Consider the following 25,009-nt stretch of genomic DNA (forward strand, 5'->3'; position numbering starts at 1 on the left):
GCTCGTCGTCACTGCAGCAGGCCGACGGCGAGAGCCATCCCGAGGAACAGCACCAGCTGATACGCGCTGTTGATCACCGTGAGCCGCGTCGGCTTCTGCTCGAAGGCGTTGTGCTGGACCAGGGTCGTCGACGAGAACCCGAGCCAGGACGCGAGCCCCACGGCCAGGTCGAGCCAGAGCGAGTCGCTGGCGAAGAAGCTGGACGCGATGGAGCACGCGGCAGCGAGGGTCAGTGCCGTCACGAGGATCGATGCCAGCAGGACGATGAACGGGCGCTTGCCGCCCCTCCTCGAGTCCTCCTTGGTCACTCCGGTCAGCTCCCGCCAGACGCCGCCGACGAGACCCCAGTCGCTGTACCACACCCAAGCGATCGTGGCGCCGATCGCGGTAGCCGCCACGACGGCCGGCCAGCTGATGCTCATCTCCACGCGGATCTCCCTCGCTCGACAAGGACGCGGCGACGTCGTCTACCGTGCCCGCCCCACGAAGGACCGTCAGGGCGCAGTCTCTGACGCCGTCGCCTTCGGCTGCCCGCGACGCACGACGTACCAGGTCAGGTACAGCACGAGCGCCCACAGCGGCACCCCGAGCAGCAGGTGGAACGTGCCGAGCCACGCGATGTCGCCAGCGAAGTACAGCGGCGTCTTGACCGCGAGGCGCAGGGCGAACAGGCCGACCCAGAGCCAGGTGGCGATCGCATAGGTCCGCATCTTGGCCGGGTCGTCCCGCCAGGCGGTGAGGGCGGCGAAGGGGGAGGGCGCGTCGTCGTCCTTCGTCTCACCGTCGCGCGTCTCACCGTCGCGCTCGGCGCTCCGGTTCGCCTCGGCCTTCACGGCCTCCGGCGTCAGGCCGGCGCGCAGCGCCTCCACGACATAGCCGACGACGGGGCGGCGCACGACGACGGAGACGAGCAGCACCACGAGATAGCCGGCGTTGACCAGCAGACCGCCCGCGTAGTAGTTCTCCGCCTCGCCGGACGTCCAGGCCCACACCACGCCGATCGCGATGCCGAGCAGGCCGCTGAGCGCTTGCGTGACGGGCGTGCGCTGCACCAGACGCGCCACGACGAGCACCAGCGCGGCGACCACCGACGCGATGAGCGGGATCGTCAGGTCCGTGAAGATCACGAACGCGACCACGAACACCAGGCCGGGCAGCACCGCCTCCACCAGGCCGCGGACACCACCGATCGCCTGGGCGGCGGAGAACTCCTCCCCTGCGAGGGCGCGCACGCCGCGCACGGGGGCTTCTGCTGGCTCCGGAGGCACGTCGGGACGTGCGGGTTCACTCATGGGGTTCATTGTGCCGTGCTCGCCCGGATACTGATCCACCAGTCGCGCCGCACGTCATTCACCCGCCCGCGGCCGGAGCTCGTAGCGCGGGTTGAACATGGTGCGGCGTCCGTCGACGTCGCACACCATGCCCTCGACGCGGATACGCCGCCCCGGCTCGATGCCGTCGATGGTCCGCCGTCCGAGCCACACGAGGTCCAGCGCGCCGGAACCGTCGAACAGCTCGGCCTCCACGGTGCGGACGCCCTCGCGAGGGCGCAGCACCACCGAACGCAGCACGCCTGCCACCTTGCCGCGGCTGCGGACCGGCAGGGACGTGACCGCCGCACAGCCGACGTTCCGGGAGGCGTCGGCGCGCTCCTCGGTGTCCCGCACCTGCTCGTCGGACGCCAGCGACTCCGCGATGCGGGACGCGAGGCTCGAGCGCAGCGACATCAGTGGTTCACCTCGTCAGCCGATCGACGTGATCTCGGGGCCGCGGCGCAGCGGGTCGATGTCGGCCATCTGCGGTACGGCGCCCTCCGGGCCGGCCTCTGCCGCTGCCGGCTGAGCACCGTCCTTGCGCGCCGACTTCGGCAGCGCCAGGGGCAGGAGGTCACGAGGCGGGCGCGGGCTCTGGTCGCGCACCACCACGATGTTCGCGAACACGGACTCCAGCGGCTTGGCCGCCTCAGCGTCCAGCGCCGCCTTGCCCGCGAGGACACCGCGGATGAACCACCGCGGGCCGTCCACCCCGACGAACCGCGCCGGCCGCTGGCCCGCCTGCCCGTCCGGGCCCTTCACCGGCATCCGGACGAGCAGCTCGCGGCCGAACACGCCGGGCACGTCGTCGACGATCCCGCCCTGTCCGCCCACCGACTGCGCGATCTCGTGCCGGATCTCGTCCCAGATACCCTCGGTGCGCGGCGCTGCGAAAGCCTGGATCTGAAGGTTCGACCCCTCCAGCGCGGCCGTCACCCCGGTCACCTTCTGCGTCTTCTTGTCGATCTCCATGCGGAGCTCGAGGCCCGGCATCACCGGCAGCCAGATCGCACCGAGGTCGACGCGGGGGCCCATCTCCCCGACCTGCGACCGGTCGAAGGGTCCGTGCGGCCGCTTCTGCTGCTCGGCCTCCACCGACGCCCACTCGACCGGTGCGGGCTCATTCGCCGTGCCTCGTCGGCTGAACAGACCCACAGCCACGCTCCTTCGTCGTCGTTCATTGTTCGCTCTTCGGCCGCCCGCGATTGCTTCGCACAGCGGCGTTATCTACCCGTTACTTACAGACTACAGCGTGTTCCACAAGCCCTATGGCCGGCCGAACACCGCCCTTCTCGGGCGTCCAACCATCGGGCCGCGGACGCGTCTGACGGTCGGTTCCTACGTCATCCAGGTCCTTTCCGTTGTGACGCTGGGCGTCACAACGGGTGGGGGTGTCCTGTCGGTAGGCGTTGACGACGGGGCCGGCTGCTTGACGGTCCCCGGCCCGGGCAACACCACGCCCCGCACCGTCTTCGACGGTGGGGGTGTGGTTCTCGGCCCAGGCGGCGAGATTGACGGCGGCATTCAGGTCCCTGTCCATTACGTGCCCACAGTGCCCGCACTCGAACGTGCGCTCCTTGAGCGTCAAGACCTTACGCAGAGCGCCGCATGACGAGCACGTCTTGGACGAGGGGAACCACCGGTCGGCGATCATGACCTTTCCGGCACGCCACCTCTGCTTGTAGCTGATCTGCCGGGCCAGCTCGCCCCACGCCGCATCACTTATAGCGCTGGACAGACGAGGGTTGGCGGTCATACCGGTGATGTTCAGGTCTTCCAGGACCAGCCGGGCGTGGTTCTTGACCAGCTGGTTGGACACCTGATGCAGCACGTGTCGGCGGCGGTTCCGGATCCGAGCGTGCTGCCGAGCCAGGCGGACGACAACCTCACGACGGTTCTTCGATCCCTTCTTCTTGCGTGACACGACTTTGGACAGGCGGCGTAGGCGCGGCAGCCCGCGCCGGAAGGTTCGCGGGTTGTCGACCCGCAGCACCTCGGTCCCGTCGAGTTCTCCGGCGACGACCAGGGCATGCAGGCCACGATCCACTCCCACCCAGCCCTGCCCAACCTGTGCGCTTGGCATAGTCGGCATGATGTCCTGGTCAGCACCGCGCCGTTCGAGGCTGTGAACCGCGCAGGTGGTGTGCCGATGGGCCGGGTGCAAGTCCGCAGCCTCGACAGTGATCGAGATCCACCACCTGTTTGCACCCCTGGACACCGTCACGGACAGAATCCGCGCGCGGCCGGTGGCGATCATCCTGCGCAGCCGCCGCGTGTCCTCCCGCACACGCAACGTGCCGATCTTCGGCAGACTCACCGACCGGCGACGGTCCCCGTCGCCAACACGAATACCTGCGCGGCCACCGTGGGGCTTGTTCCGGATCCGGAACGACCCACCCGTCGGGTTCTTCTTCTTGAACCGAGGAAACCCCACCCGCGGCCCCGTGCGGGCACCGGTACGAGACTCGTTCCATGCCTTCAGCGCCCGACCCAGATCGACCGCGCCCTCCTCGAACACCTGGGCTGACACCTGGTCCCGCCACACAAGCCCCGTCGCCTCCACGCGCGCAGTCCTGTCGGTGCCGACCAGGAACCGGCGCCCAGCATCCGCCGACCGCTTCCACCGGTTGAACGCGTTGATCAGATCAATGCCCGTCCACGGCACCCGAGATGTGCCAGGGCCGGCAATGGCGCGCGCGTTGTGATGCAGGCGCAATGTCTGGTTGAACGCGAACCGCGCCGCACCCACGTGCCGGGACAGCACACGCTCCTGCTCGACCGACAGGTCGAGGCAGAACCGGAATGACATATGCCTAGCCACGGGAGCATCGTGCCACCCGCCACTGACACACACGCTCGTACAGCACCCGACCAATGGATCTCCCGATACGCCTGTTTCATCAACTCGGACCGCAGAACAAGGGCCGCATAGGCCATCGCACCGCGACGTTCAGCGCCCCGCGAAACCGCCGCTGGAGCCGAAGCCGCCGTCGCCCCTGTGCGACCCGGGCAGGGTCTCTGCGGGCAGGAACCGCGCCCGCTCGACCCGCTGGACCACGAGCTGCGCCACGCGGTCGCCACGGACCAGCTTGACCGCCTCGGTGGCGTCGGTGTTGAGCAGCGTCACCTTGATCTCGCCACGGTAGCCCGCGTCGACCGTGCCGGGGGCGTTCACGATGGTGACACCGTGCTTCGCCGCGAGCCCGGACCGCGGGTGCACGAACGCCGCGTAGCCGTCCGGCAGGGCGATCGACACCCCCGTCGGCACGGTCACCCGGCCCTGCGGCGGGAGCTCGACGTCGACCGTGGTCACCAGGTCGGCGCCGGCATCACCGGGATGCGCGTAGGAGGGGACGGGGACGTCGTCGAGGAGGCGGATGAGCACGTCGACCGTGCTGCCGTCGTCGCCTGGCGCAGGGGTGGGCACGCCGGAAGAGTACGCCACCTCGGCCCGCGACGCCGCAAGAGGGTTCGGGCGGACCCGCGGGCCTGGAATGATGGCCTCATGACGGCGACCACCCTCACCTTCCACGAGCGTCTCCTCCCCGGTCCCGGTGGCTGGCTCGGCACGGTCGGTCTGGGCGCCATCGCGGCGATCGCGCTGTGGCCGGTGCACGTGCCCGCTGCGATCGTCGTCGGGCTGCTGGTCTGCGTCGGGTCGGCGGTCGCCCTGGCGGCGACCTCCCCCGTCGTCGAGGTGTCCGACGGCGTCCTGCGCGCCGGACGGGCCCGGGTACCGGTCTCGCTGCTCGGCCCCGCGCAGGACCTCGATGTCGCCGCCATGCGGCACGAGCTCGGTCCTGGCCTCGACGCGCGCGCCTACGTCTGCCTGCGTGCGTGGGCCCGGACCGGGGTGCGGGTCGCGCTCGACGACCCGGCCGACCCCACCCCCTACTGGCTCATCTCCACCCGTCGCCCTGAGCTGCTGGCTCAGGCGATCCAGACAGAGCCTGCGCCCTACGAATAGAGTCTGAGCCCGGACACGACGAAGGCTGCCACGCGATGCATGACAGCCCGGTCGTGTCGTCAGTGCTCGAACGCCTGGTGGATCAGGCGGCGCACTCCGTGCAGATCATCTGGCCGGACTTCTCGTAGGCCAGCTGGCTGCGGTGGTGCACGAGGAAGCAGCTGGAGCACGTGAACTCGTCCGCCTGTCGCGGCAGCACGCGAACCGCGAGCTCCTCGCCGGACAGGTCGGCACCCGGGAGCTCGAAGCCCTCGGCCGCCTCGGTCTCGTCCTCGTCCACAACGCCCGAGGACTTGTCAGATCGACGTGCCTGCAGCTCCTGGATCGAGTCCTGCTCGACATCCTCATCGGTCTTGCGTGGGGCGTCGTAGTCAGTTGCCATGTGGTGTTCTCCGTCGGTAAGTGGTCGCGCCGGAAGGGTTCGGGACATCCGGGGATTCGACGCCGCCCCGGCCGGGTCACCGCAAGCGCCGTCAAACGGCGTCCGTTGCGGGTGTACGCGCAGATAATGCACACGGCCCCGAATTTGTTCCCGAGTCGGCCCACGGATTGTGCACCATTTCGCATCGGCGCGCTACATCTGCCGGTGTAACCCCGGTCACGTATGCCGTGACCTGCATCGACGTGGTGTTGACCGGCTTTCGGTCGGCGTCGGCAGTGACAGCAGTCCCACGACCGTGTCAGAAAAAATAGATCACCGGATCCCGGAAGATCTCGCTCCGTCCGCGTCCGCCGCCTCGAGGATCCCGGCGAGCTGCGCGACGAGATCGGCCCGTCCGGCCACCGTCATGGCGTTGCCTGCCGGCCCACCGCGCAGACCGGTCACCACGGCCCCCGCCTCGGTGGCCACCACGGCTCCCGCCGCCATGTCCCACGGGTTGAGCCCGCGCTCGTAGTACAGGTCGATCGAGCCGTCCGCGAGCAGGCAGAGGTCGATGGCAGCCGAACCGAGCCGCCGGATGTCCCGGATCTTCGGCAGCACCTGGGCCAGCACCTGGCCCTGCTCGGCGCGGCGTTCGGCGTCGTACCCGAAGCCGGTCCCCAGCAGCGAGGCGCCGAGGGAGGTGGCGCTGCCCACGCGGACGGGAGCGCCGTCACGCGTGGCGCCCTCGCCCAGCCCGGCCGACCAGGTCCGACCGTCGGCCACGCTGTGCACGCACCCGGCCAGGACGGTCCACGTCGCGGGTTCCGGCGGGCCGGCCACCACAGCGACGGACACGGCCCACGAGGCGACCCCGTACAGGTAGTTCACCGTGCCGTCGATCGGGTCGAGCACCCAGGTCAGCCCGCTCGTGCCGGCGACGTCGTCGCCCTCCTCGCCCATGATCGCGTCGTCGGGGCGCTCCGCGGCGATCATCTCGCGCAGCAGCTCCTCGGAGGCGCGGTCCATGACCGTCACCGGGTCGACCTCGCTCGACTTCGTGGCAGCGACCACCACGCGATCCGGTCTACCCTCACGCACCAGGGCACCGGCAGCCGTCGCGAGGCGGACGGCGAGGTCGCGGAGGGCGGTGACGGTGACGCCGTCGGGCAGCTCGGGCAGTGCGGGTGAGATCACGGACCCATCCTGCCCCAAGCGTGTGCCAGCGACTATCCCGCGGCACACCGACGAGCCTGCGCCGCACGGCCGCCCCGCGGTGGCAGGCTCGGCCCACAGGACTACCCGGGAGGACTGGCATGGACGAGCTGGAGCTGGTACGGCTGCACGAGGACGGTGAACGACTCGTCCTTGCTGCGCGCGACGGCGTCCAGAGCACCCTGCCCATCACCGATGCCCTGCGTGCCGCCCTCCGGGGTGACCGCCCCCGCATGGAGTCGATCCGTGCCCAGGAGGTGTCGACGCTCCGCCCCCGCGAGATCCAGGCGCGCCTGCGCGCCGGCGAGACCTGTGAGGCGCTCGCCGAGGCCTCCGGCCTGCCGATCGAGCACGTCCGGCGCTTCGAGTACCCGGTCATCTCCGAGCGGGAGCACTCGATCGCGCGCGTCCGGGCCAAGGCCGTCCTGACGGACGACGACGGCGCCACCACGCTCGGGGAGGTCGCCGACGAGCGCCTCCGCTCGCGCGGCGTGCGGCCCGACGACGCCCGGTGGAGCGCCACCCGGGAGGGCACCCACCCGTGGCTGGTGCAGGTCGAGTTCGAGGCCGCCGAGCGGCCCCGGGTGGCCCGCTGGTCGCTGGAGCCGCGCGGTGGCTTCGTGACGGCGCTCGACGACGAGGCGCGCTGGCTCGGCCTCCCCCAGGACGACGACGGTCCGGCCCTCGCCGGTGTGTCGGCCCTGCCGCCGCACCGCGGCAACCAGCACCCGTCGTCCCGGCCCGCGCCGCCCGAGCAGGACGACACCGACCTCCTGCTCGACAACCTGTCGGAGCGGCGCGGGCAGCGGCCCGCGCGGCGCCGGACCCCGGACGCCGAGCCGCCCGACCTGATGGAGCTCGACCTGGACGGCCCTGGCGCGCCGCCGCGGGACGACCCCGAGCACGAGCCGTCCGCCGCCGTCGTCGACATCGGGGCGCGGCGCGGCGGGTCGCGCCAGAGGACGCCGTCGGTCCAGGTGCCCGACTCCCCCGCCGGTCTCGAGTGGGAGGCGGCGAGCCAGTGGGAGATCTCCGCCCCGGAGGCAGGCGCGGAGGCAGGCGCGGAGCAGCAGCCGGACGCCGGTCAGGAGCAGGACGCCCGGCCGGTGCCGCAGGCCGAGCAGGACCAGGCGCCCGAACCCGTGCCGGACAAGGTGCCGGAGAAGCCGCCGGCCGACCCGGCGCCGTCCAAGCGGCCGTCGGCCAAGCGCGGCCGTAAGTCACGTGCGCAGGTGCCGAGCTGGGACGAGATCGTGTTCGGCTCGCGCCCGGAGGTCTAGCCGAGCTACCCCCAGAGCGACTCGTCGGCCGAGCGGCGGCGCGCGGTCAGCGCCGTCATCCGGCGCATGTGGTGCCGTCGGCACAGCACCTCGTAGGCCACCTCGCCCCGGCCGACGTCGCCGATCACCACCTGCTCCCCCTCGGTGACCATGAGGCCGTCGACGGTGCGCGCGTTGAGCGTGGCGCGCGCACCGCACCAGCACAGCGACTGCACCTGGAGCACGTCGATGCGGTCGGCGAGCTCGATGAGGCGGGCGGAGCCGGGAAAGAGCCGGGTACGGAAGTCGGTGGTGATGCCGAACGCGAAGATGTCGATCTCCATCTCGTCCACCAGCCGGGCGAGCTGCTCCACCTGCTCGGGCGAGTAGAACTGCGCCTCGTCGCACACGAGGTAGTCGACGGCCTCGCCGCTGGAGCGCCTGCTGCTGATCTCGGCCCAGAAGTCGGTGTCGTCGGTCACCTCGTGGGCGGCCACGTCGAGCCCCAGCCTGCTGGAGACCCGGGCCTGCCCCGCCCGGTCACCACGGCTGAAGATCAGCCCCGCGCGCCCGCGGGCGCGATAGTTGTGGTCGGTCTGGAGGGCGAGGGTGGACTTTCCGGAGTCCATGGTCCCGGAGAAGAAGACGAGCTCGGCCACGGGGTACTCCTTACGAGACGGCCACGAGAAGCGGCACGAGCATCTCGTGCGGGGTGAGCGAGCCGTGCACGCCGGGCAGCGCCCGCGCGTTCGCGGAGTGCACCCGTGAGTCGACGACTGTGGCAGCGCCGGTCATGGCCACCACGACGTCGCCGACGGAGGGCAGCACGTGCTCGGCGACCGGGCCGAACCAGCCGTCGGCCACCGCCTGCTCCCGCCGCAGGACGACGGCGTGGTCGCCCAGCCGCTCGGCCCAGCGGTGCGCGACGTCGGCCGGGTCGGCGCCCTGGTCCGCATAGACGTGCAGCGCGCGGGGCTCGCCCCCGACCATCGCGACGCCGGGCTTCAGCGCCGGGTCTGCGGCCACGTCCCACTGGGTGCTCAGGTCGGCCGTGATCTGGCCGTGGTCCGCCGTGATCACCACGAGGGTGCCACGCGGGACGCTGCGCAGCAGCCTGCGCAGCTCGCGGTCGGTGGACTCCAGCGCGTCGCCCCACTGCCACGAGTCCCACCCGTGGCCGTGGCCCGTCTTGTCGACGTCGCCCTGGTACAGGTAGACCAGACGCTGCGCGTCCCCGGGCTGCCGCAGGGCCGTGACGGTGGCGTCCACGCGCTGCTCGAACGTCTCCGCGGCGACGTAGGCGGGGCCGCGCAGCGCCGCCTGGGTCATGCCGGACCCGGCGAACTTGCCCGGGCCGGGCGCCGTGACGCGCGTGCCAGCCGCGGCGAGCTTCTCGAACACGGTGGGCTCCCGCTGCAGGTCGGCGGGGTCGCCGAGGTCCCGCCACTGCACCAGGGACGCCAGCCGGCCCGTCTCCGGGTTGCGCTGGGTGTAGCCGAGCATGCCCGTACGACCGGGAGCGGTGCCCGTGCCGAAGGTGCTCAGGCCGGCGGCGGTGGTGGACGGAAAGCTGGAGGTGAGCGTCGCGGCGTCGTCGTCCCGCTCACGCAGGAGACCGCGCAGGAACGGCGCGTGGCCCCCGCGCTCGGCGAGGTTGCGGATGCCGAGCCCGTCCACGAGCACGACCACCACCCGGTCGGCGTCGGGCAGGGCGAGGGCCGTACGGCACCCGGCCGCGGTGAGGCCGGTGGCGGTGGTGAGGTCGTGGCCGAGAGCGCCCGCCGCGGCAGGCAGCACCGCGGCCAGGCTCCTGGTGTCGTAGGACGGCGCGACCAGGCCGTCGGGCAGGTTCGGCGCCGTCACGCAGACGTGGCCCGGGACAGTGCGCCGGCGAAGCTCACCGCTGCGCGGACCGCCGCGTCGCCCTCTGCCTCGCTGGAGACCCGTACCACCACGTCGTCCGGAGTGACCTGGCCGGTCAGGCCGTGGTCGGCGGTGCAGTTCGGGTCGACGCACGTGGCGGGCTCCAGGTCGACGCGCGACACGGCACCCCAGCCGATCGCCAGGGTGACCTCGCGTGTCGCCGCGCGCTTCGGGTACCGCTCCGGGTCCGCGATCACGTGCGTGAGCGCCACCGAGCGGATCTCGCGCACCGGCACGACCTCCGTGGTGGCCGACGCCGATCCGGGCCGCTCCGGGTCCTCTCCCGCGTGGTCGTCCACGTGCGCGGTGACCAGGCGGGTCGGCGTCAGCACCAGGACCGTGAGGTGACGGCGCACCTCCGAGTCGAAGGTGGTCTCCGCCTGCACGAGGTGGGCCACGACCTCCTCGTCGGCCAGCGCGACGTCGAGCACGTCCGCGACCAGCTCCGGGTAGTAGCCGGCCCGGTGCAGGTGGGCGGTCAGGTCGTCACGGGCATCGGTAGGGGCATGGGGCACGGTTGGCATCATCCCACGAGAGGGGCCTTGGCCGTTAGCCCGGAAGAGCCCTCCGCAGCGCGTCCGTCCGGCGTTCGGCGGGTCGCAGCCGGATCGTCGCGTGCAGCACCGCCGCGCCGCGCTCCGCCACCGCGACCGGGTACAGCTCGAGGGACGCCAGCTCCGGCAGGTCCTCCGCCATGACCGACACCCGCGCGAGCACGTCCTCGAGCGCCGCGACGTCGGCGGCCGGCGCGCCCTGGTAGCCGAACAGGCGCGGGGCGGCCCTGACGCCGCGCACCATGCGCGCGACGTCGACGTCGGTCAGCGGCGGCACGCCGTGCGTCACGTCGTCGAGCAGGTCGACGGCGTCGCCCGCCAGCCCGAACGACACCACCGGGCCGAACAGCTCGTCCTCGACCGACCGCACCACGCAGGCGACGCCGGTGGGCGCCATGGCCTGCACCTCCAGCACCGGGTCGGGCGCCGGCAGCAGGGACGACGCCGCCGCGAGCATCCGCTCGGCGTCCTCCCGGAGGTCCTCGGCGTCGGCGATGTCGAGGCGCACGCCGCCCAGGTCGGCCCGGTGGCGCAGCGCGGGTGCGGCGATCTTGAGCGCCACCGGCCAGCCCAGCGCCTCGGCGGCGGCCACGGCGTCGTCCGCCGTGCGCACGCTCCGGGCACGCCACAGGGACAGGCCGTAGCAGGCCAGCAGCTCGGCGGCCTCGTCCTGGTCAAGGACGGTGCCGTCGTCCGGCCACTCGTCGCGGCGGAGCAGGGCTTCGACGAGCGTCCGCGCCTGGGCGCGGGCGGCGCCGTCGGACGCCCCCTCCCGCAGCGCCGGGCGGACCGGCGAGCCGTGGTCCTGGGTGCGCCACCGCGCGTAGCGCACGACCTCCCCGAGAGCCCGGACCGCGTCCTCCGGCGTGGAGAACGCGGGGACCCGGACGTCGCCGGACGCGAGCTCGTCGGGCATGCCGTGCAGGCCCAGCGCGCTGACGACGGTGGTGCGGCCGGTCCGGGCTGCGGCGTCGGCCACCGCCCGGGCCAGCGCGTCGGTGCGCGGGAGCACCACTGGCACCGAGACCACGACGACGGCGTCGCACGCACCGGGCGCGTAGAGGGCGTCGACGGCGGCGGCGATCTCGTCGTCGGGCGCACCGGCGGACAGCGGCTCCAGCGGCCCGACGACGGTCAGGCCGGCCGCCGCGACGGCGTCGGCGACGAGCGCCGCCAGCGACGGCGAGCTCGCGAGGATCCCCACCCGGCCGCCGGCCGGCAGCGGCTGGTGCGCCAGCACCTGCGCGACGTCCATGAGCTGGTGCGTGTTCTCCGCGCGGATCACGCCGGACTGCCGCAGCACCTCGTCGAGCATCCGCCGCGGTGCGCGCGTGGCGCGCACCGTGTGCCCGGGCGGCACCACGCTCCCGTGCCGGCCCGCCACGACCACGATCACCGGTTTCACCAGTGCCAGGCGCCGGGCGATGCGCGAGAACTTGCGGGGGTTGCCGAGCGTCTCGAGGTACAGGCAGACGACGTCGGTGTGCGGGTCGTCCTGCCAGTACTGCATGACGTCGTTGCCCGACACGTCCGCCCGGTGTCCCGCCGAGACCAGCGTGGACAGGCCGAGGCCGCGGCGCTTGACCGTCTCGCTGGCCGTGACGGCGACGGGCGCGCTCTGGCTGAACAGGCCGACGCGGCCGGGCCTCGGCGCCGTGAGCGCGAGGCTCGCGCGCAGGCTCGCGCCCGGCACGTTCGTGAGCAGGCCGTAGCTGGCGGGCCCGACCACCCGCATGCCCTCGGTGTGCGCGGTGCGCAGGAGCTCGCGGCGGCGTGCGACGCCGTCGGGCCCCGCCTCGGCCCACCCAGCCGACAGCACGACGACGCCGCGAGCGCCCGCGCCGCGCAGACGCCGGACGGCGTCGAGCACCTCGTCGGGGGGAGCTGCGACGACCGCGAGGTCCACCTCGCTGACGTCCGCCCAGGCCACGTCGTCGCCGAGCACCATGAGCTCGGTGTCGCCGGGGTCGGCGGCGTGGGCCTCGCGGACGCGGTCGGCGAGCAGCTCGTCGACGGTGCCGCCCTGGGCGGGACCGACCAGGAGCACCCGGCGGGCCGAGAGCAGCCCTTGCATGGACCGGGCCTCGGTGCGGTGCTCGCGGTCGGCCATGACCTCGCGGGACCGGTCGGTCGGGTCGAGGTCGACGGAGACCGTGACGACGCCGTCGTCCAGGTGCTGCTCGACGGCGTAGCCGGCCTCCCGGAACACGCCGAGCATGGCCCGGTTCTGGGGCAGTACCTCCGCGATGAAGCGGTGCACGCCGCGCTCGCGTGCGGCGGCGGCGATGTGCTCGAGCAGCACGGACCCGAGCCCCTGGCCCTGGAGGGCGTCTGCGATGTTGAACGCGACCTCCGCGGTGCGGCGCCCTGGCTGGTCGTCGGTCACGTCGTAGCGTGCGACGCCGACGACGTCCTCGGTCCGGTCGGGACCGACGGCGTCGTCCGCGCCGTCGGCCGGACCCGGCCGCACGGCGACCAGTGCCGTCCTGCGCACGTGGTCGACGGTGACGAGCTGGGTGAGCATCCGGTCGGGGATGCGTTGGAGCGCGGCGAAGAACCTCAGGTACGTGGAGCGCTCCGACTGGGCCATCTGGAAGCGCTGGATCGCGTCGGCGTCCTCGGGGCGGATCGGGCGCACGTGGATCGTGGACCCGTCGCGCAGCACCACGTCCGCCTCCCACTCGACCGGGTACTGGGTCGAGTAGGGCAGACGCACGCTGCCGACCCGTTCTGGCTGGTCCACAGGACCAAGGCTATCCAGACACGGGTCCGGGCGGTGTCAGCGCACCAGCACCATGCCTGCGAGGAGCATCACGGCGAAGCCGACGAGCACAAGGCGCTGGCGGCGGTTCGGGCCGGACGCGGTGAGGATGGCGGCTACGGCGGGCCCCGCCCCGAGCAGGAGCCACGCGCCGAGCGCCGGGGCCACGTTCGCGGACACCGCTGCGACAGCCACGACCACCAGGCCGTGCACCACGCCGAGGCCGAGCCGCATCGCGACGACGATGTGGAGCACGGCGGCGAGCACCGACAGGCCGGCCCACGTGGTGATGCCCTCCTCCAGGCAGCCCCACTCCTGCTGGGCGCACTGCCAGGACTGCATCCACCAGGTCACGAGGGCACCGAACACCAGGACGGGCACCACGCTGAGGCCGACGACGCCGTAGGCGAGCCCGATGCGGACCAGCCAACCGGGCAGGGTGGTCGACCTGCTGGCCAGTGGCATTTCGGGCATACCCGAATAGTGCCAGGTGCGCCACGAAAAGGCACATGTCTCAGCCGTGACCTCGTGTGATGTCGGACGCGTCGTCGGCCGTGTCGTCGGCCGTGTCCTCGGACGCCGTGTCAGCGAGGTGCCACCGGAGTGTCGGCGGCGCGCGGTACGGTTTGCCTGTCCGAGACCACCCCCAGATTCCAGGAGCTCCACGAACCATGGCGCGCAAGCCGTCGCAGCCGCTCGACGAGAGCGAGATCCACGAGAAGGTCGTGGACATCGACGTCGCTGCGGAGATGGAGGCCTCGTTCCTCGAGTACGCCTACTCCGTCATCTACTCGCGGGCCCTCCCGGACGCGCGCGACGGCCTCAAGCCGGTACAGCGCCGCATCCTCTACATGATGTCGGACATGGGATTGCGTCCCGACCGCGCGCACGTGAAGTCGTCGCGGGTGGTGGGCGAGGTGATGGGCAAGCTCCACCCGCACGGCGACGCTCCCATCTACGACGCCCTGGTACGCCTGGCGCAGAGCTTCTCGCTCCGGCTGCCGCTCGTGGACGGGCACGGCAACTTCGGTTCGCTCGACGACGGCCCCGCGGCGCCCCGGTACACGGAGGCGCGCCTCGCGGCGTCGTCGATGGCGATGACCACGGGGCTCGACGAGAACGTCGTGAACTTCGTGCCGAACTACGACAACAAGCTCACCCAGCCGGAGGTGCTGCCTGCCGCCATCCCGAACCTGCTGGTCAACGGCGCGGCGGGCATCGCGGTCGGCATGGCCACGAACATGGCGCCGCACAACCTCGTCGAGGTCGTCTCCGCAGCGCAGCACCTGATCAAGAACCCCGAGGCGACGCTCGAGGACCTGCAGCGGTTCGTACCCGGCCCCGACCTGCCCACGGGCGGCAAGATCGTGGGGCTCGACGGCGTGCGGGACGCGTACCGCACCGGCCGCGGCAGCTTCCGCACCCGCGCCACGGCGCGGATCGAGAACGTGACCCCGCGCCGCAAGGGCATCGTCGTGACCGAGCTCCCCTACCTCGTGGGCCCGGAGAAGGTGATCGAGAAGATCGCCGACGGCGTCAAGGCCAAGCGCATCCAGGGCGTCACCAACGTGCAGGACCTCACCGACCGCACGCACGGGATGCGCCTGGTCATCGAGGTCAAGACTGGTTTCGACCCGGACGCCGTGCTGGAGCAGCTGTACCGGGTGACGCCGCTCGAGGACTCGTTCGGCATCAACAACGTGGCCCTCGTCGACGGCCAGCCGCGCACCCTCGGTCTGCTCGAGATGCTGCGGGTCTGGGTGGACCACCGGATCTCCGTGGTCCGGCGCCGGTCGCAGCACCGCTTGGACAAGCGCCTCGAGCGGCTGCACCTGGTGGACGGCCTGCTCGTCGCGATCGTCGACATCGACGAGGTCATCCAGATCATCCGCACGTCCGACGACGCCGGTATCGCCCGCGACCGCCTGCGCGAGATCTTCGACCTGTCCGAGCCGCAGGCCTCCTACATCCTGGACCTGCAGCTGCGCCGCCTCACCAGGTTCTCCCGCGTCGAGCTGGAGAAGGAGGCCGAGGAGCTGCGCCGCGAGATCGCCGAGCTCGAGCAGATCCTCGGTGACGAGAAGCTGCTGCGCCGCGTCGTCAGCACCGAGATGGGCGAGGTGGCCCGGACCTACGGCACGCCGCGCCGCACCGTGCTGCTCGACGCAGCGGGCGGGTCGGTCGGCTCCGTAGCGGTCGCGCCGGCCAACGGGCGGACGAACGGACGTCGAGGCCAGGCTGACCCGTTGGACCTGCAGATCAAGGACCTCCCCACGCGCGTCCTGCTGTCGGCGACGGGCCTGCTGGCGCGACTCCCGGACGACGCGCCGGTGCCGCGCGCCGGCAACCGCGCGGCGCACGACGCCCTGCGGGGCGACGCGGTGGCGACCACCCGCGGCCAGGTGGGCCTCGTGACGTCGGCCGGACGCATGCTGCGCATCTCCGTGCTGGACCTGCCGTCGCTGCCGCCCACCGACGGCGCGCCGTCGCTGTCCGGCGGAATCCCGGTCAGCGAGCTCGTGGAGCTGGAGCGCGGCGAGACCGTACAGACCGTGACCGCGCTCGGTCCGGAAGCACCAACCATCGCCGTCGGCACCGCACAGGGCATCGTCAAGCGCATAGCGCCGGCGGACGCCCCGGCCAAGGGCGACGAGTGGCCGGTGATCGCCCTCAAGGAGGGTGACACCGTGGTGGGCGCAGCAGTCGTCTCCGACGACGACGAGCTGGTCTTCCTGGCCGACGACTCGGCGCTGCTGCACTTCACGGCCTCCGCGGTGCGGCCGCAGGGCCGCGCGGCGGGCGGCATGACGGGCATCAAGCTCGCGGCCGACCGGCGGGTGGTGTTCTTCGGCGCGGTTCCGGCCGGTGTCGACGCCACCGTCGTGACCATCGCCGGTGCGGCCGACTCGCTGCCGGGGGTGGAGCCCGGCGCCGGCAAGGTGACGCCGTTCGCCCTCTACCCGGGCAAGGGCCGCGCGACGGGTGGTGTGCGGTCCCAGCGCCTGCTCAAGGGTGAGGACGGTCTCGTCCTGGCCTGGGTGGGTGCCACTCCCCCGCGTGCGCTCGGCGCCGGCGGCCAGCCGGTCGAGCTGCCCGACGTGGACGAGCGACGTGACGGGTCCGGCACCCCGATCGCGGCGCCGGTCGCGGTGATCGGCTGATCCGGCGAGAGTATTTTCGTGGGAGGTGTCGATTCCGGCGCGGCTCGCCCGTCCAAGGCGTGTCAACGTCCCACGAACGAGGAGCTCGACATGACCGACACCTGGATGTTCCTGATCCGTGAGTCCGACTGGGACTCGGACGCCTACCTCCCCAAGGACGACGGTCAGACCCCGGACCTGTCCGAGGACGAGGACATGGCGACGCACCGACGCTTCCAGGAGGCTGTCGCCGATCTGGGCGCCAAGATCACCGGCAGCAACGCCCTGCAGAACGCCAGGTACGGCGGCTGGGTGGCAGCCGGCAAGGTCGGTGCCGAGCCGGTCTACACCGACGCCCCGTTCGCGGACACCAACGAGGTCATCACCGGCTACTACGAGGTCGAGTGCGACGAGGCCACCGCGCGCAAGATCGCGGCGCTCGTACCCAGCGGCAACGTGGTCGAGTGGCGCAAGGTCCTGAACTTCGGCTCCTAGGAGGTGGCGCGGGTCGTGCCGATCGAGCCCGCGGCGTTCCGCACCGCCTGGCCCCAGGTGGTGCGGTCGCTCGCCGTGGCCACGCGCAGCCTGGACAGCGGTGAGGAGTACGCCGCCGAGGCGTTCGCGCGCGCCGCGGCGCAGCCCGACGGCACCATCGACGACCTGGTCGGCTGGTGTGTCCGGGTCGGACGCCGGGCGTGGCTCGACACGGTGCGGCACCAGGCGGTGCTCGCCCGGATCCAGTCCCAGATCGCGCGCGCGGAGGTGGACGCGGTGGATGCGCCGACCGCACCGGGCGACGATCTCGACGACCGCGTGGCGCTGCTCTTCGTCGCCTGCGACGACGCCCTCGCCCCGGGCGCGCAGCTGGTCCTGGCGATGCGGGTGGTCTGCGGACTCACGATCCGGCAGATCGCGGGCCACCTCGGCATCGCTGAGGCCACAGCGGCCGCGCGGCTCACCCGGGCCAAGTCCGCGCTGGCCCGTACCCGTGGCGAGTTCGTGGTGCCCGACGGCCCCGCACGGGCCGCCCGCCTGCCCGTCGTGCTGGCCTGCGTCGCGGGCCTGTTCACCGTGGGGCAGCGGGACGCGCTGCAGCCCGCCGACGCCACGCAGGATCCGGCCCGCGACGCACTGACGCTCGCCGAGGCGCTCGTCGCCCAGTACCCGGACGAACCCGAGGTGCTCGGCCTGCGCTCCGTGTGCCGGCTGGGCCTTGCCCGGCGTCCCGGGCGCGTGCGCGACGGCGTCGCGCTGACCCTCGACGAGGTGGACCGGTCGGCGTGGGACCAGCGGCTCCTGTCAGCCGGCCTGGCCGACGCCACCGCGGCGATCGGCCGCACGCGGCCACCCGGGCACCTGCCGGGCCGCTTCGCCCTGGAGGCCGCGATCTCCGGTGTGCACGCGGCGGCTCGCGACGCGGCGGACACGGACTGGCCCCGGCTGGCCGAGCTCTACGACGCGCTGCTGCAGGCGTGGCCGTCGCCGGCGGCGCGGGTGGCGCACCTGGTCGTGCTGGGCCGGCTCGCGGTGCGCGACGGCGGCGACCTCGGTCCGGTCGAACGGGACCTCGACGAGCTGGTCGCCGACGGACCGCCATATGCCGCCCGGGACGCGAGCCTCGCCCTGGCGGACCTGGCCCGGCGCACCGGCCGGACCGAGGAGGCGGCAGGCCGGTACCGCGAGCTGCTGGACGTGCTTCCGGCCGGCCCGCTGCGCGAGTTCTGCCGCCGGCACTCCGGCTAGCCGCCCTCCACCGCGAGCGCACAGCACTCGACGCCCCCTGTCGCAGGCGCCACGCCGCCCTCCACACCGACCCTCCACACGGCCGGCCCTCCACGGCCGACCCTCGACCGCCGACGCGACCCTCCGGTCAGAACGGCGGCGCGCTCGGGTCAGTCGGCGGGCCGGGCTCGCCGGGTGCGTCTGCTGATCCGGCGGTGGTGTAGCTGCGGGGCAGGTGTTGGCCAGTGAGCGCTCGGAGGCTGAGGTCCCCGCTGGTGTCGGGATCGACCTCACCGAGCTCGACGTGCGGGTCCAGCACGGTCGGTGGCCGCTCGTGCTGACGCCCGGTGGGCGTGGTCCAGGTCGTGACCCCGGTGTCCGGATCGCGAACGACACCCCAGCCCGCATGGGTCTTCAGGAGGTGATGCCTACGGCACAGTGGCTGGAGGTTGGTGGCCCGGGTCTGCCCTGGGGCACCGGGCGGCGAGGTGGCCGGGTCGAGGTCGTGGTCGAACGGGACGATGTGGTCAAGGTCGTCCCAGGCGGCGGGACTGTCGCATCCGAAGAGGAACGTGCAGGTGTCGTCGCGGGCCTGCACGGCGGCACTCAGCACCTTGCCGGGTCGGTAGGCAGTGGTGGAGTAGTCGGTAAGGATCCCGGTGCTCGGGTCAGTGAGCAGACGCTGCCAGGTCGCGTCCGTGGCAACCGCGCGGGCGACGTCAGCGGGAACCGGGCCGAAGCCGCGCAGCTCACCGGGGGCGTCGTCCAGGCCGAGCAGTGCGCTGGCCGAGATGGTGACCCGGACGACGGGGCGGGTGGGCGTGACCCGCACCAGCTGCACCACTTCCTGGACGACCCGCTCCACGACGGGCGCCCGGCCACCGCACGTACAGACCGGTCCGTCCACGTTGTCGGAGTCGTTGTCGGAGTCGTTGTCCGAGTCGTTGTCGACGCTGCCGGAGTCCTCGGAGCCCCGCCCGCCGCCGCTGTCCGTGCTCGTGCTCGTGTCCGTGTAGCGGTCGGCGGGCAGGAGGCGGCCGGTGATGATGCCGGTCAACGAGTCGGCGCGGAGCTGGCCGAGGGTGCGGTCCTCCCCCACGGCGTGCTGCAGCTGGTGGGCCATGTCGTCCACGACGCCCCAGACGGCTGCCGCGTCGACAGCGGGCAGGTAGGCCGACAACCAACCCATGTCGTTCTCCGCCCGGTCCAGCTGCACGCAACGCCGCTCGGCCGCAGCCCTGGCGGTCTCCGCAGCGCCGTGACGGGCCTTGGCGAACTCGAGCATCCGGGTCTGGAGCCACCGCCACGTGCGGCGCGGGGCGCGGGGAAGGAACCGGGCGATCGCCTCGGCGCGCTCGGCCACGGTCAGCTGGGAGGCGCTGCGCAGCAGGGTGTGCGCCTTGCGCACGTCGATCCGCCCGGCCTCCAGAGCCGCGATGACAGTGGGGTGCCGGGCACCAGACTCGGCACGGACCACGACCTCGGTGGCCTCGGGGTCGGTCACCACCAGCTCTGTGGTGACCTGGCCGACCAGAGAGCTGTGGGCCAAGGGGTGGGTCTCTCGCGCGGCGCGCTGCGCTACCGCCCGGGCCTGCACACCGGCCGCCCAGGACTGCAGGCGCCCGCACGCGCTCACCAGGTCACCCAGCGCGTCGTCGGACAGGTCGGCCAGCAGGTCGGCATCCGGGCCGGAAACCTCCGCAACCACCCGCGCCAGCCGCGCACCCGGTGCACCCGACATGGCGTGCTGCAGCACCTCGACCGGCCACAGGGCCACCGGCACGCCCTCCGGCGGCCGGACCGGCGCGTCTTGCGGCGCGCTGCCCAGCAGGCCGTCGGGTGCCACGACAGGCCAGCTGTCGGGCGGGGCGTCCAGGACCCAGGCGGGAACCTCTTCGTGCGGCACCACACGCACTTCCATGCCGTCCCGCACGGCGAGCTCACCCAGGACCCGGTCGTCCCCGGCCGGGTCATCCAGGAGCACGCTGCTCATGTCCACGTACTGCCGCCCATCGTCCATGCTAACCCCACCTCCCCGAGCCGATATCCTATCGGTATACATAAAAGCGAAGGACACTTGTTCGATCATATGTTCCCACCACCGACACGTGCCCCAACTTCTGCCGTCCGCAGAAGAAGATGCGAGGGCCACTCTCCGCGTGTAGCGGCACCCGGCACTCACCGCCATGGTGCTCGGGCCGGTAATCCCCTCGGCCGGTGTCAGTGTCCAGTGGTTGACTCCAGCCCATGAACGACGTCTCGACCTACGAGTTCTCCACCGACCCCACCCGCATCGACGCCGCCCGCGTGCACGAGCTCGTCTCCCGGCACACCTACTGGGCCAAGGACCGGCCGCGCGACGTGATGGACGCCGCCATCGCGGGTTCCCGGCCCTACGGCGTCTTCCGCAGCGGCACGGGTGAGCAGGTGGCGTTCGCGCGCGTCGTGACGGACGGCGCGACGTTCGCCTGGCTCGCCGACGTCATCGTCGACCCCGGCCTGCGCGGGCAGGGCATCGGCAAGCTGCTGGTCGCGGGCGTCGTCGCCGACATCGAGCCGCTCGGGCTGCGTCGTACGCTGCTCGCGACCGCCGACGCCCACGGCCTCTACGAGCAGTTCGGCTGGGCACCCGTCGACGACGGGTACAGGTGGATGGAACGTCGGGGTCCCGGAGCCGACGCCAGGGAGGTCAGCGCATGAGCGTCTCCGTCGAGATCGGCGACCTCACCCACGTCGAGGCCGACGCCGTCGTCAACGCGGCGAACTCCATGCTCCTGGGTGGCGGAGGGGTCGACGGGGCCATCCATGCCGCGGCGGGACCGCGTCTGCTGGAGGCGTGCCGGAGACTGCGCAACACCTCTCACCGGGACGGCCTCGACATCGGCGACGCCGTCGCGACCCCGGCTTTCGACCTGCCGGCGTCGTGGGTGATCCATACGGTCGGGCCGAACCTGCACCGCGGTCAGGACGATCCGGCCCGGCTCGCGTCGTGCTTCGCACGGTCGCTCGACGTCGCCGCGGAGCTCGACGTCCGGTCGGTCGCCTTCCCCGCGGTGAGCGCGGGTGCCTTCGGCTGGCCGGCGGCTGACGTCGCCCGCATCGCCGTGGCGACCTGCCGCAGCTGGCTCGCCGAGCACCCAGCGGCAAGCATCGAGGACATCCGGTTCGTGGTCCTCGACGAACGGGCGCGGGACGTGTTCGAGGCCGCGCTGCGCGCGGGGTGAGGGCGGCGGCTCAGTCCCGCTGCGCCCGGGGCGAGACGAGCCCGGACTGGTAGGCGAGCACGACGAGCTGTGCGCGGTCCCGAGCGTGCAGCTTGGTCATCGCGCGGCTCACGTGGGTCTTCGCGGTGGTCGGGCTGAGCACCATCCGCTCGGCGATCTCGTTGTTGCTGAGCCCGTGCGCCACGAGGGCCACCACCTCCCGTTCCCGGTGGGTGAGCAGGTCGAGGCCGGGCGAAGAGAGCACGTCGGGCGGGCGCGCCACGAATTCGCTGATCAGCTGCCGGGTGACCGACGGCGACAGCAGTGCGTCCCCGCGCGTCACCACGCGCAGCGCCTGCAGCAGGCTCGCCGGATCGGTGTCCTTGAGCAGGAACCCGGCAGCGCCGGCGCGCAGGGCACGGAACACGTGCTCGTCCAGGCCGTAGTTGGTCAGCATCACGACCCGCACGTCACAGAGCCGGTCGTCCTGGACGATGCGGCGCGTCGCCTCGATGCCGTCGAGCACCGGCATCTGCACGTCCATCAGCACGATGTCGGGCCGGTGCTCCAGGGTGGCCGCTATGCCCTCCTCGCCGTTGCCCGCCTCGGCGAGGACGCTCAGGTCGTCCTCGCTGTCCAGCAGCGCGCGGATGCCCGAGCGGATCAGGTGCTGGTCGTCGACGAGGACCACCGAGATCATGGCCGCGCCTTGGCCGGCGGGCCACCCGCCGGCCCGGTCGGCAGCTCGGCCACCACCGAGAACCCCGCCGTCTCCCGGGGGCCCGTGCGCAGGTTCCCGCCCAGCGCGGCGACCCGTTCCCGCATCCCGATCAGCCCGTGCCCGGGCACCGGCGGCTGCTGCGGTGCCGCCCCGTCGTCGTCGACCTGCACCTTCAGGAGGCCGGCGCCGTACCTGAGCCAGACCCTCGCCGTCGCCGCGCCGGCATGCCGGCCGACGTTGGTCAGCGCCTCCTGGACCACGCGGTAGGCCGTCTGGTCGACGTCGGGCGGCAGCGGCCGTGGCGTCCCCTCGACGGTGACGGTGATCGGCAGCCCGGACGAGCGCGCCCGGTCGACCAGCGCGGGCAGCCGGTCCAGGCCCGCGCCGCTACCGTCGTCGTCGCGACGCAGCGTGTCGAGGGTGGACCGGAGCTCGCGGGCCGCGTCCGTGCTCGCCTCCTGGATCGCGAGCAGCGCGGCAGCGGGCTCCTCGCCACGCTTTCGGGTGAGGTGGGCGGCTACACCGACCTGGACGTTGATCACCGAGATGCTGTGGGTCAGCGAGTCGTGGAGCTCGCGCGCGATGTGCAGCCGCTCCTCGACCGCGCGTCGGCGGGCGACCTCGTCCCTGGTACGTTCCGCCTCCTCCGCTCGCTGCTCCACCTCGCGCACGTGCGCACGCCACAGCACGAACGTGACGGTGGCCACGCCCGCCGTGGCGAGCCAGCCCGCGGCGTAGAAGCGTCGCCAGCCCAGATCAGTACGCATGGTCGTCGAGCCTATGGCGGGTCGCCCACCGCACGCATCCCCCGGTGGGAGTACTCCAGGGGTAGTCCAGGGGTAGTAGTCCGGGTGCTGTCCTACGGCCGCACCGGTAGCCGCAGGTGTCACCTGCCGGACGACGAGAAACCGCGGCGTTCGGCGAAGGATCGGGATCGACCGAACCCCACGACCGAGGAGTGCCCCGGTGCGCCACGAGTTTCTGAGGAACGAGCCGCACGGCGACGTCCTGCTGCCCGACGACGGCGAATACGTCGCGCTGAGTACCCGCGCCGCCACGGAAGGAGCGAACCAATGAGCTACGCGTTCGAGGCCGAGGGCCTGGTCAAGCGGTACGGGCGGACGACGGCGCTGGCCGGCATCGATCTGCGGGCCCGCAGCGGGACGGTCCTCGGCGTGCTGGGGCCCAACGGCGCGGGCAAGACCACGGCCATCCAGATCCTGGCGACCCTGCTCCAGCCGGACGCCGGCCGCGCGACGGTCGGCGGGCTCGACGTCGTCCGTGATGCGGCGCTGGTGCGCCGCAGGATCGGGCTCACCGGTCAGTACGCCACCGTCGACGAGGACCTCACCGGCGCGGAGAACCTCGTGCTCCTCGGCAGGCTGCTCGACCTGTCGCGCGCCGCCGCCCGCGCCCGCGCGACGGAGCTCCTGACCCAGCTCGGGCTGACCTCCGCCGGCGGACTGCGGGTCTCGGCGTACTCCGGGGGCATGCGGCGCCGGCTCGACCTCGCCGCGGGCCTCATCGGCCGGCCCGAGATCGTGTTCCTCGACGAGCCGACCACCGGCCTCGATCCCGGCAAGCGGGAGGACCTGTGGGCAACGATCCGCTCGCTCGCCGACGACGGCGCCACCGTGCTGCTCACCACGCAGTACCTGGAGGAGGCCGACGCCCTCGCCGACGAGATCACCGTGATCGACCACGGCCGAGTCATCGCGCACGACACCCCAGCGGGCCTCAAGCAGCTGGTCGGGGGCCGGACCATCGTCGTGCGCCCGGCGGATCCGGACCAGCTCGCCGCCGTCGCCCGCGTGGTGGAGCGCGTGACCGGGCGGCCCGTCGAGCACCAGCACGGCGGCGCCCTCACGACGCCGGTCGACGCCGCGCAGCAGTTCACCGACGTCGTGGGCGCCCTGGGGTCCGCGGGGATCGACGTCGCCGAGCTCGCGCTCCGGCTGCCGAGCCTCGACGAGGTGTTCTTCAGCCTCACCGGCGTGACCCGCCGGACCGGAATGACCGGCGTGACCGAGACGAAGGAGTCAGCATGACCGAGACAGCCACCCGGCCGACGGACGTCCGCCGGACCGCCACCACCGGACCTCGGCCGTGGCCGCTGCTCCGGCAGAGCCTCGCCCTCGCGGGGCGCAGCCTCACCAAGACCTGGCGCAACCCTGGCGTGCTCCTGGACGCGCTGATCATGCCGGTCATCTTCCTGCTGATGTTCGTCTACCTCTTCGGGGGCGCCGTCAGCGGGTCGTCCCAGGAGTACCTCCAGTACGTCTTCCCTGGCGTGCTCGTGCTCACCACGATCCTGACCGGGCAGGTCTCGACCGGGCTGAGCATCGTGCTCGACATGAAGAAGGGGGTCTTCGACCGCTTCCGCAGCATGCCGATCGCGCGCGCGGCACCGCTGCTCGGCTCGGTGCTGGGCGACGCCGTCCGCTATCCGCTGGCCGTCGCCATGCTGTTCGGCCTCGGCTACCTGCTGGGCTTCCGGGTCGAGACGGACGTGGCGTCCGCCCTGGGGGCGGTCGCGCTGACCATCGGGTTCGGCTTCGCGCTCAGCTGGCTCACGGTGCTGGTGGCCGTGCTGCTGCGTAACGAGAGCATGGTCAGCACCGTGGCGTTCCTGCTGCCGTTCCCGCTGGTCTTCGGCACCAGCATGGCGGCCCCCGCCGAGACGATGCCCGGCTGGCTGCAGGCCTGGGCCGAGGTCAACCCGGTGAGCCACGCGATCGACGCGAGCCGCGGGCTGCTGCTCGGCGGTCCGGTCGCCGAGCCCGTGGCGATGACCCTGCTGTGGGGAGGGATCGCCCTCGTGGTCCTCGCCCCGCTCGCCGCGTGGGCCTACCGGCGGCGCATGTGAGTCA

The 25,009-nt window shown here is 72.5% G+C and carries 25 protein-coding genes; 9 read left to right on the plus strand and 16 right to left on the minus strand.

Translation table 11 applies throughout. From position 1 onward, the window contains the following. Window positions 1–8 precede the first annotated feature (8 nt). The 6 genes from APR04_RS14230 to dut form a co-directional block, all read right to left on the minus strand. The gene (locus APR04_RS14230) at window positions 9–422 is read right to left on the minus strand and encodes a DUF1761 domain-containing protein (protein ID WP_253871344.1); all 414 of its coding nucleotides are present in this window, start codon (window positions 420–422) and stop codon (window positions 9–11) included. Between the two features lie 72 nt (window positions 423–494). Then, complete coding sequence (locus APR04_RS14235; RefSeq protein WP_253871277.1) at window positions 495–1,292, minus strand: DUF3159 domain-containing protein; 798 nt, start codon at window positions 1,290–1,292, stop codon at window positions 495–497. A gap of 54 nt (window positions 1,293–1,346) precedes the next feature. After that, window positions 1,347–1,727: an OB-fold nucleic acid binding domain-containing protein gene (locus APR04_RS14240; RefSeq protein WP_253871279.1), complete on the minus strand. Its 381-nt coding sequence runs from the start codon at window positions 1,725–1,727 to the stop codon at window positions 1,347–1,349. A gap of 15 nt (window positions 1,728–1,742) precedes the next feature. Continuing rightward, window positions 1,743–2,468, minus strand: a complete 726-nt coding sequence (locus APR04_RS14245; RefSeq protein WP_253871281.1) for a DUF3710 domain-containing protein — start codon at window positions 2,466–2,468, stop codon at window positions 1,743–1,745. Between the two features lie 79 nt (window positions 2,469–2,547). Then, complete coding sequence (locus tag APR04_RS14250; RefSeq protein WP_253871283.1) at window positions 2,548–4,122, minus strand: RNA-guided endonuclease TnpB family protein; 1,575 nt, start codon at window positions 4,120–4,122, stop codon at window positions 2,548–2,550. Between the two features lie 141 nt (window positions 4,123–4,263). Continuing rightward, complete coding sequence (gene dut, locus APR04_RS14255) at window positions 4,264–4,740, minus strand: dUTP diphosphatase (protein ID WP_253871285.1); 477 nt, start codon at window positions 4,738–4,740, stop codon at window positions 4,264–4,266. A gap of 78 nt (window positions 4,741–4,818) precedes the next feature. Here dut and APR04_RS14260 point away from each other — a divergent pair, with 78 nt between their 5' ends. After that, complete coding sequence (locus APR04_RS14260; RefSeq protein WP_253871287.1) at window positions 4,819–5,280, plus strand: DUF3093 domain-containing protein; 462 nt, start codon at window positions 4,819–4,821, stop codon at window positions 5,278–5,280. 82 nt (window positions 5,281–5,362) lie between these two features. Here APR04_RS14260 and APR04_RS14265 read toward each other — a convergent pair whose 3' ends face one another. Further along, entirely contained in the window at window positions 5,363–5,662 is a 300-nt protein-coding gene (locus APR04_RS14265; RefSeq protein WP_253871289.1) for a DUF4193 domain-containing protein, read from the minus strand. Window positions 5,663–5,974: 312 nt separating this feature from the next. Then, window positions 5,975–6,838 (minus strand): inositol monophosphatase family protein, encoded by an 864-nt coding sequence (locus APR04_RS14270; RefSeq protein ID WP_253871290.1) that lies wholly within the window; start codon window positions 6,836–6,838, stop codon window positions 5,975–5,977. Between the two features lie 119 nt (window positions 6,839–6,957). Here APR04_RS14270 and sepH point away from each other — a divergent pair, with 119 nt between their 5' ends. Continuing rightward, window positions 6,958–8,136 carry a septation protein SepH gene (sepH, locus tag APR04_RS14275; RefSeq protein WP_253871291.1) on the plus strand — a complete coding sequence of 393 codons (1,179 nt, stop codon included), beginning with the start codon at window positions 6,958–6,960 and terminating at the stop codon, window positions 8,134–8,136. A 5-nt stretch (window positions 8,137–8,141) separates the two neighbouring features. On the opposite strand, the gene APR04_RS14280 is transcribed toward sepH, so the two are convergent. From APR04_RS14280 to APR04_RS14300, 5 genes are read right to left on the minus strand one after another with little or no spacing between them, the layout of a single operon-like run. Then, complete coding sequence (locus APR04_RS14280; protein WP_253871292.1) at window positions 8,142–8,774, minus strand: thymidine kinase; 633 nt, start codon at window positions 8,772–8,774, stop codon at window positions 8,142–8,144. A 10-nt stretch (window positions 8,775–8,784) separates the two neighbouring features. Then, the gene (locus tag APR04_RS14285) at window positions 8,785–9,978 is read right to left on the minus strand and encodes an alkaline phosphatase family protein (protein ID WP_253871293.1); all 1,194 of its coding nucleotides are present in this window, start codon (window positions 9,976–9,978) and stop codon (window positions 8,785–8,787) included. Next, on the minus strand, window positions 9,975–10,553 hold the full coding sequence (locus APR04_RS14290) for a DUF5998 family protein (protein WP_253871294.1): 579 nt from the start codon (window positions 10,551–10,553) through the stop codon (window positions 9,975–9,977). The genes APR04_RS14285 and APR04_RS14290 overlap by 4 nt, the downstream gene beginning before the upstream one ends. Window positions 10,554–10,587: 34 nt before the next feature. Next, window positions 10,588–13,335, minus strand: a complete 2,748-nt coding sequence (locus APR04_RS14295) for a bifunctional acetate--CoA ligase family protein/GNAT family N-acetyltransferase (protein ID WP_253871295.1) — start codon at window positions 13,333–13,335, stop codon at window positions 10,588–10,590. Window positions 13,336–13,371: 36 nt separating this feature from the next. Further along, window positions 13,372–13,827: a hypothetical protein gene (locus APR04_RS14300; RefSeq protein ID WP_253871296.1), complete on the minus strand. Its 456-nt coding sequence runs from the start codon at window positions 13,825–13,827 to the stop codon at window positions 13,372–13,374. A 197-nt stretch (window positions 13,828–14,024) separates the two neighbouring features. On the opposite strand from APR04_RS14300, the gene APR04_RS14305 reads away from it, so the two are divergent. The 3 genes from APR04_RS14305 (at window position 14,025) to APR04_RS14315 (ending at window position 18,236) form a co-directional block, all read left to right on the plus strand. Continuing rightward, window positions 14,025–16,514, plus strand: coding sequence for a DNA gyrase/topoisomerase IV subunit A (locus APR04_RS14305; protein WP_253871297.1), 2,490 nt, complete (start codon window positions 14,025–14,027; stop codon window positions 16,512–16,514). A gap of 90 nt (window positions 16,515–16,604) precedes the next feature. Next, window positions 16,605–16,988 carry a YciI family protein gene (locus APR04_RS14310; RefSeq protein WP_253871298.1) on the plus strand — a complete coding sequence of 128 codons (384 nt, stop codon included), beginning with the start codon at window positions 16,605–16,607 and terminating at the stop codon, window positions 16,986–16,988. Window positions 16,989–17,003: 15 nt separating this feature from the next. Further along, on the plus strand, window positions 17,004–18,236 hold the full coding sequence (locus APR04_RS14315; protein WP_253871299.1) for a DUF6596 domain-containing protein: 1,233 nt from the start codon (window positions 17,004–17,006) through the stop codon (window positions 18,234–18,236). A 127-nt stretch (window positions 18,237–18,363) separates the two neighbouring features. Here the strand turns inward: APR04_RS14315 and APR04_RS14320 are convergent, their stop codons facing one another. Beyond that, entirely contained in the window at window positions 18,364–20,235 is a 1,872-nt protein-coding gene (locus APR04_RS14320; RefSeq protein ID WP_253871302.1) for an HNH endonuclease, read from the minus strand. Window positions 20,236–20,462: 227 nt separating this feature from the next. Here APR04_RS14320 and APR04_RS14325 point away from each other — a divergent pair, with 227 nt between their 5' ends. Next, the gene (locus APR04_RS14325) at window positions 20,463–20,915 is read left to right on the plus strand and encodes a GNAT family N-acetyltransferase (protein WP_253871304.1); all 453 of its coding nucleotides are present in this window, start codon (window positions 20,463–20,465) and stop codon (window positions 20,913–20,915) included. After that, on the plus strand, window positions 20,912–21,439 hold the full coding sequence (locus APR04_RS14330) for an O-acetyl-ADP-ribose deacetylase (protein ID WP_253871306.1): 528 nt from the start codon (window positions 20,912–20,914) through the stop codon (window positions 21,437–21,439). Before APR04_RS14325 ends, APR04_RS14330 begins: the two co-directional genes overlap by 4 nt. 10 nt (window positions 21,440–21,449) lie before the next feature. Here the strand turns inward: APR04_RS14330 and APR04_RS14335 are convergent, their stop codons facing one another. Both APR04_RS14335 and APR04_RS14340 read right to left on the minus strand, forming a co-directional pair. Beyond that, a complete protein-coding gene (locus tag APR04_RS14335; RefSeq protein WP_253871318.1) occupies window positions 21,450–22,118 on the minus strand; it encodes a response regulator in 669 nt (222 codons plus the stop codon). Further along, entirely contained in the window at window positions 22,115–22,906 is a 792-nt protein-coding gene (locus APR04_RS14340; RefSeq protein WP_253871320.1) for a sensor histidine kinase, read from the minus strand. Before APR04_RS14340 ends, APR04_RS14335 begins: the two co-directional genes overlap by 4 nt. A 306-nt stretch (window positions 22,907–23,212) precedes the next feature. Between APR04_RS14340 and APR04_RS14345 the strand changes: the two genes are divergently transcribed. Then, entirely contained in the window at window positions 23,213–24,187 is a 975-nt protein-coding gene (locus tag APR04_RS14345) for an ATP-binding cassette domain-containing protein (protein WP_253871321.1), read from the plus strand. Next, window positions 24,184–25,005: an ABC transporter permease gene (locus APR04_RS14350; RefSeq protein WP_253871322.1), complete on the plus strand. Its 822-nt coding sequence runs from the start codon at window positions 24,184–24,186 to the stop codon at window positions 25,003–25,005. The genes APR04_RS14345 and APR04_RS14350 overlap by 4 nt, the downstream gene beginning before the upstream one ends. The last annotated feature ends 4 nt before the right edge of the window (window positions 25,006–25,009 follow it).

This window comes from Promicromonospora umidemergens (assembly GCF_024171995.1).
Taxonomy (GTDB): domain Bacteria; phylum Actinomycetota; class Actinomycetes; order Actinomycetales; family Cellulomonadaceae; genus Promicromonospora; species Promicromonospora umidemergens.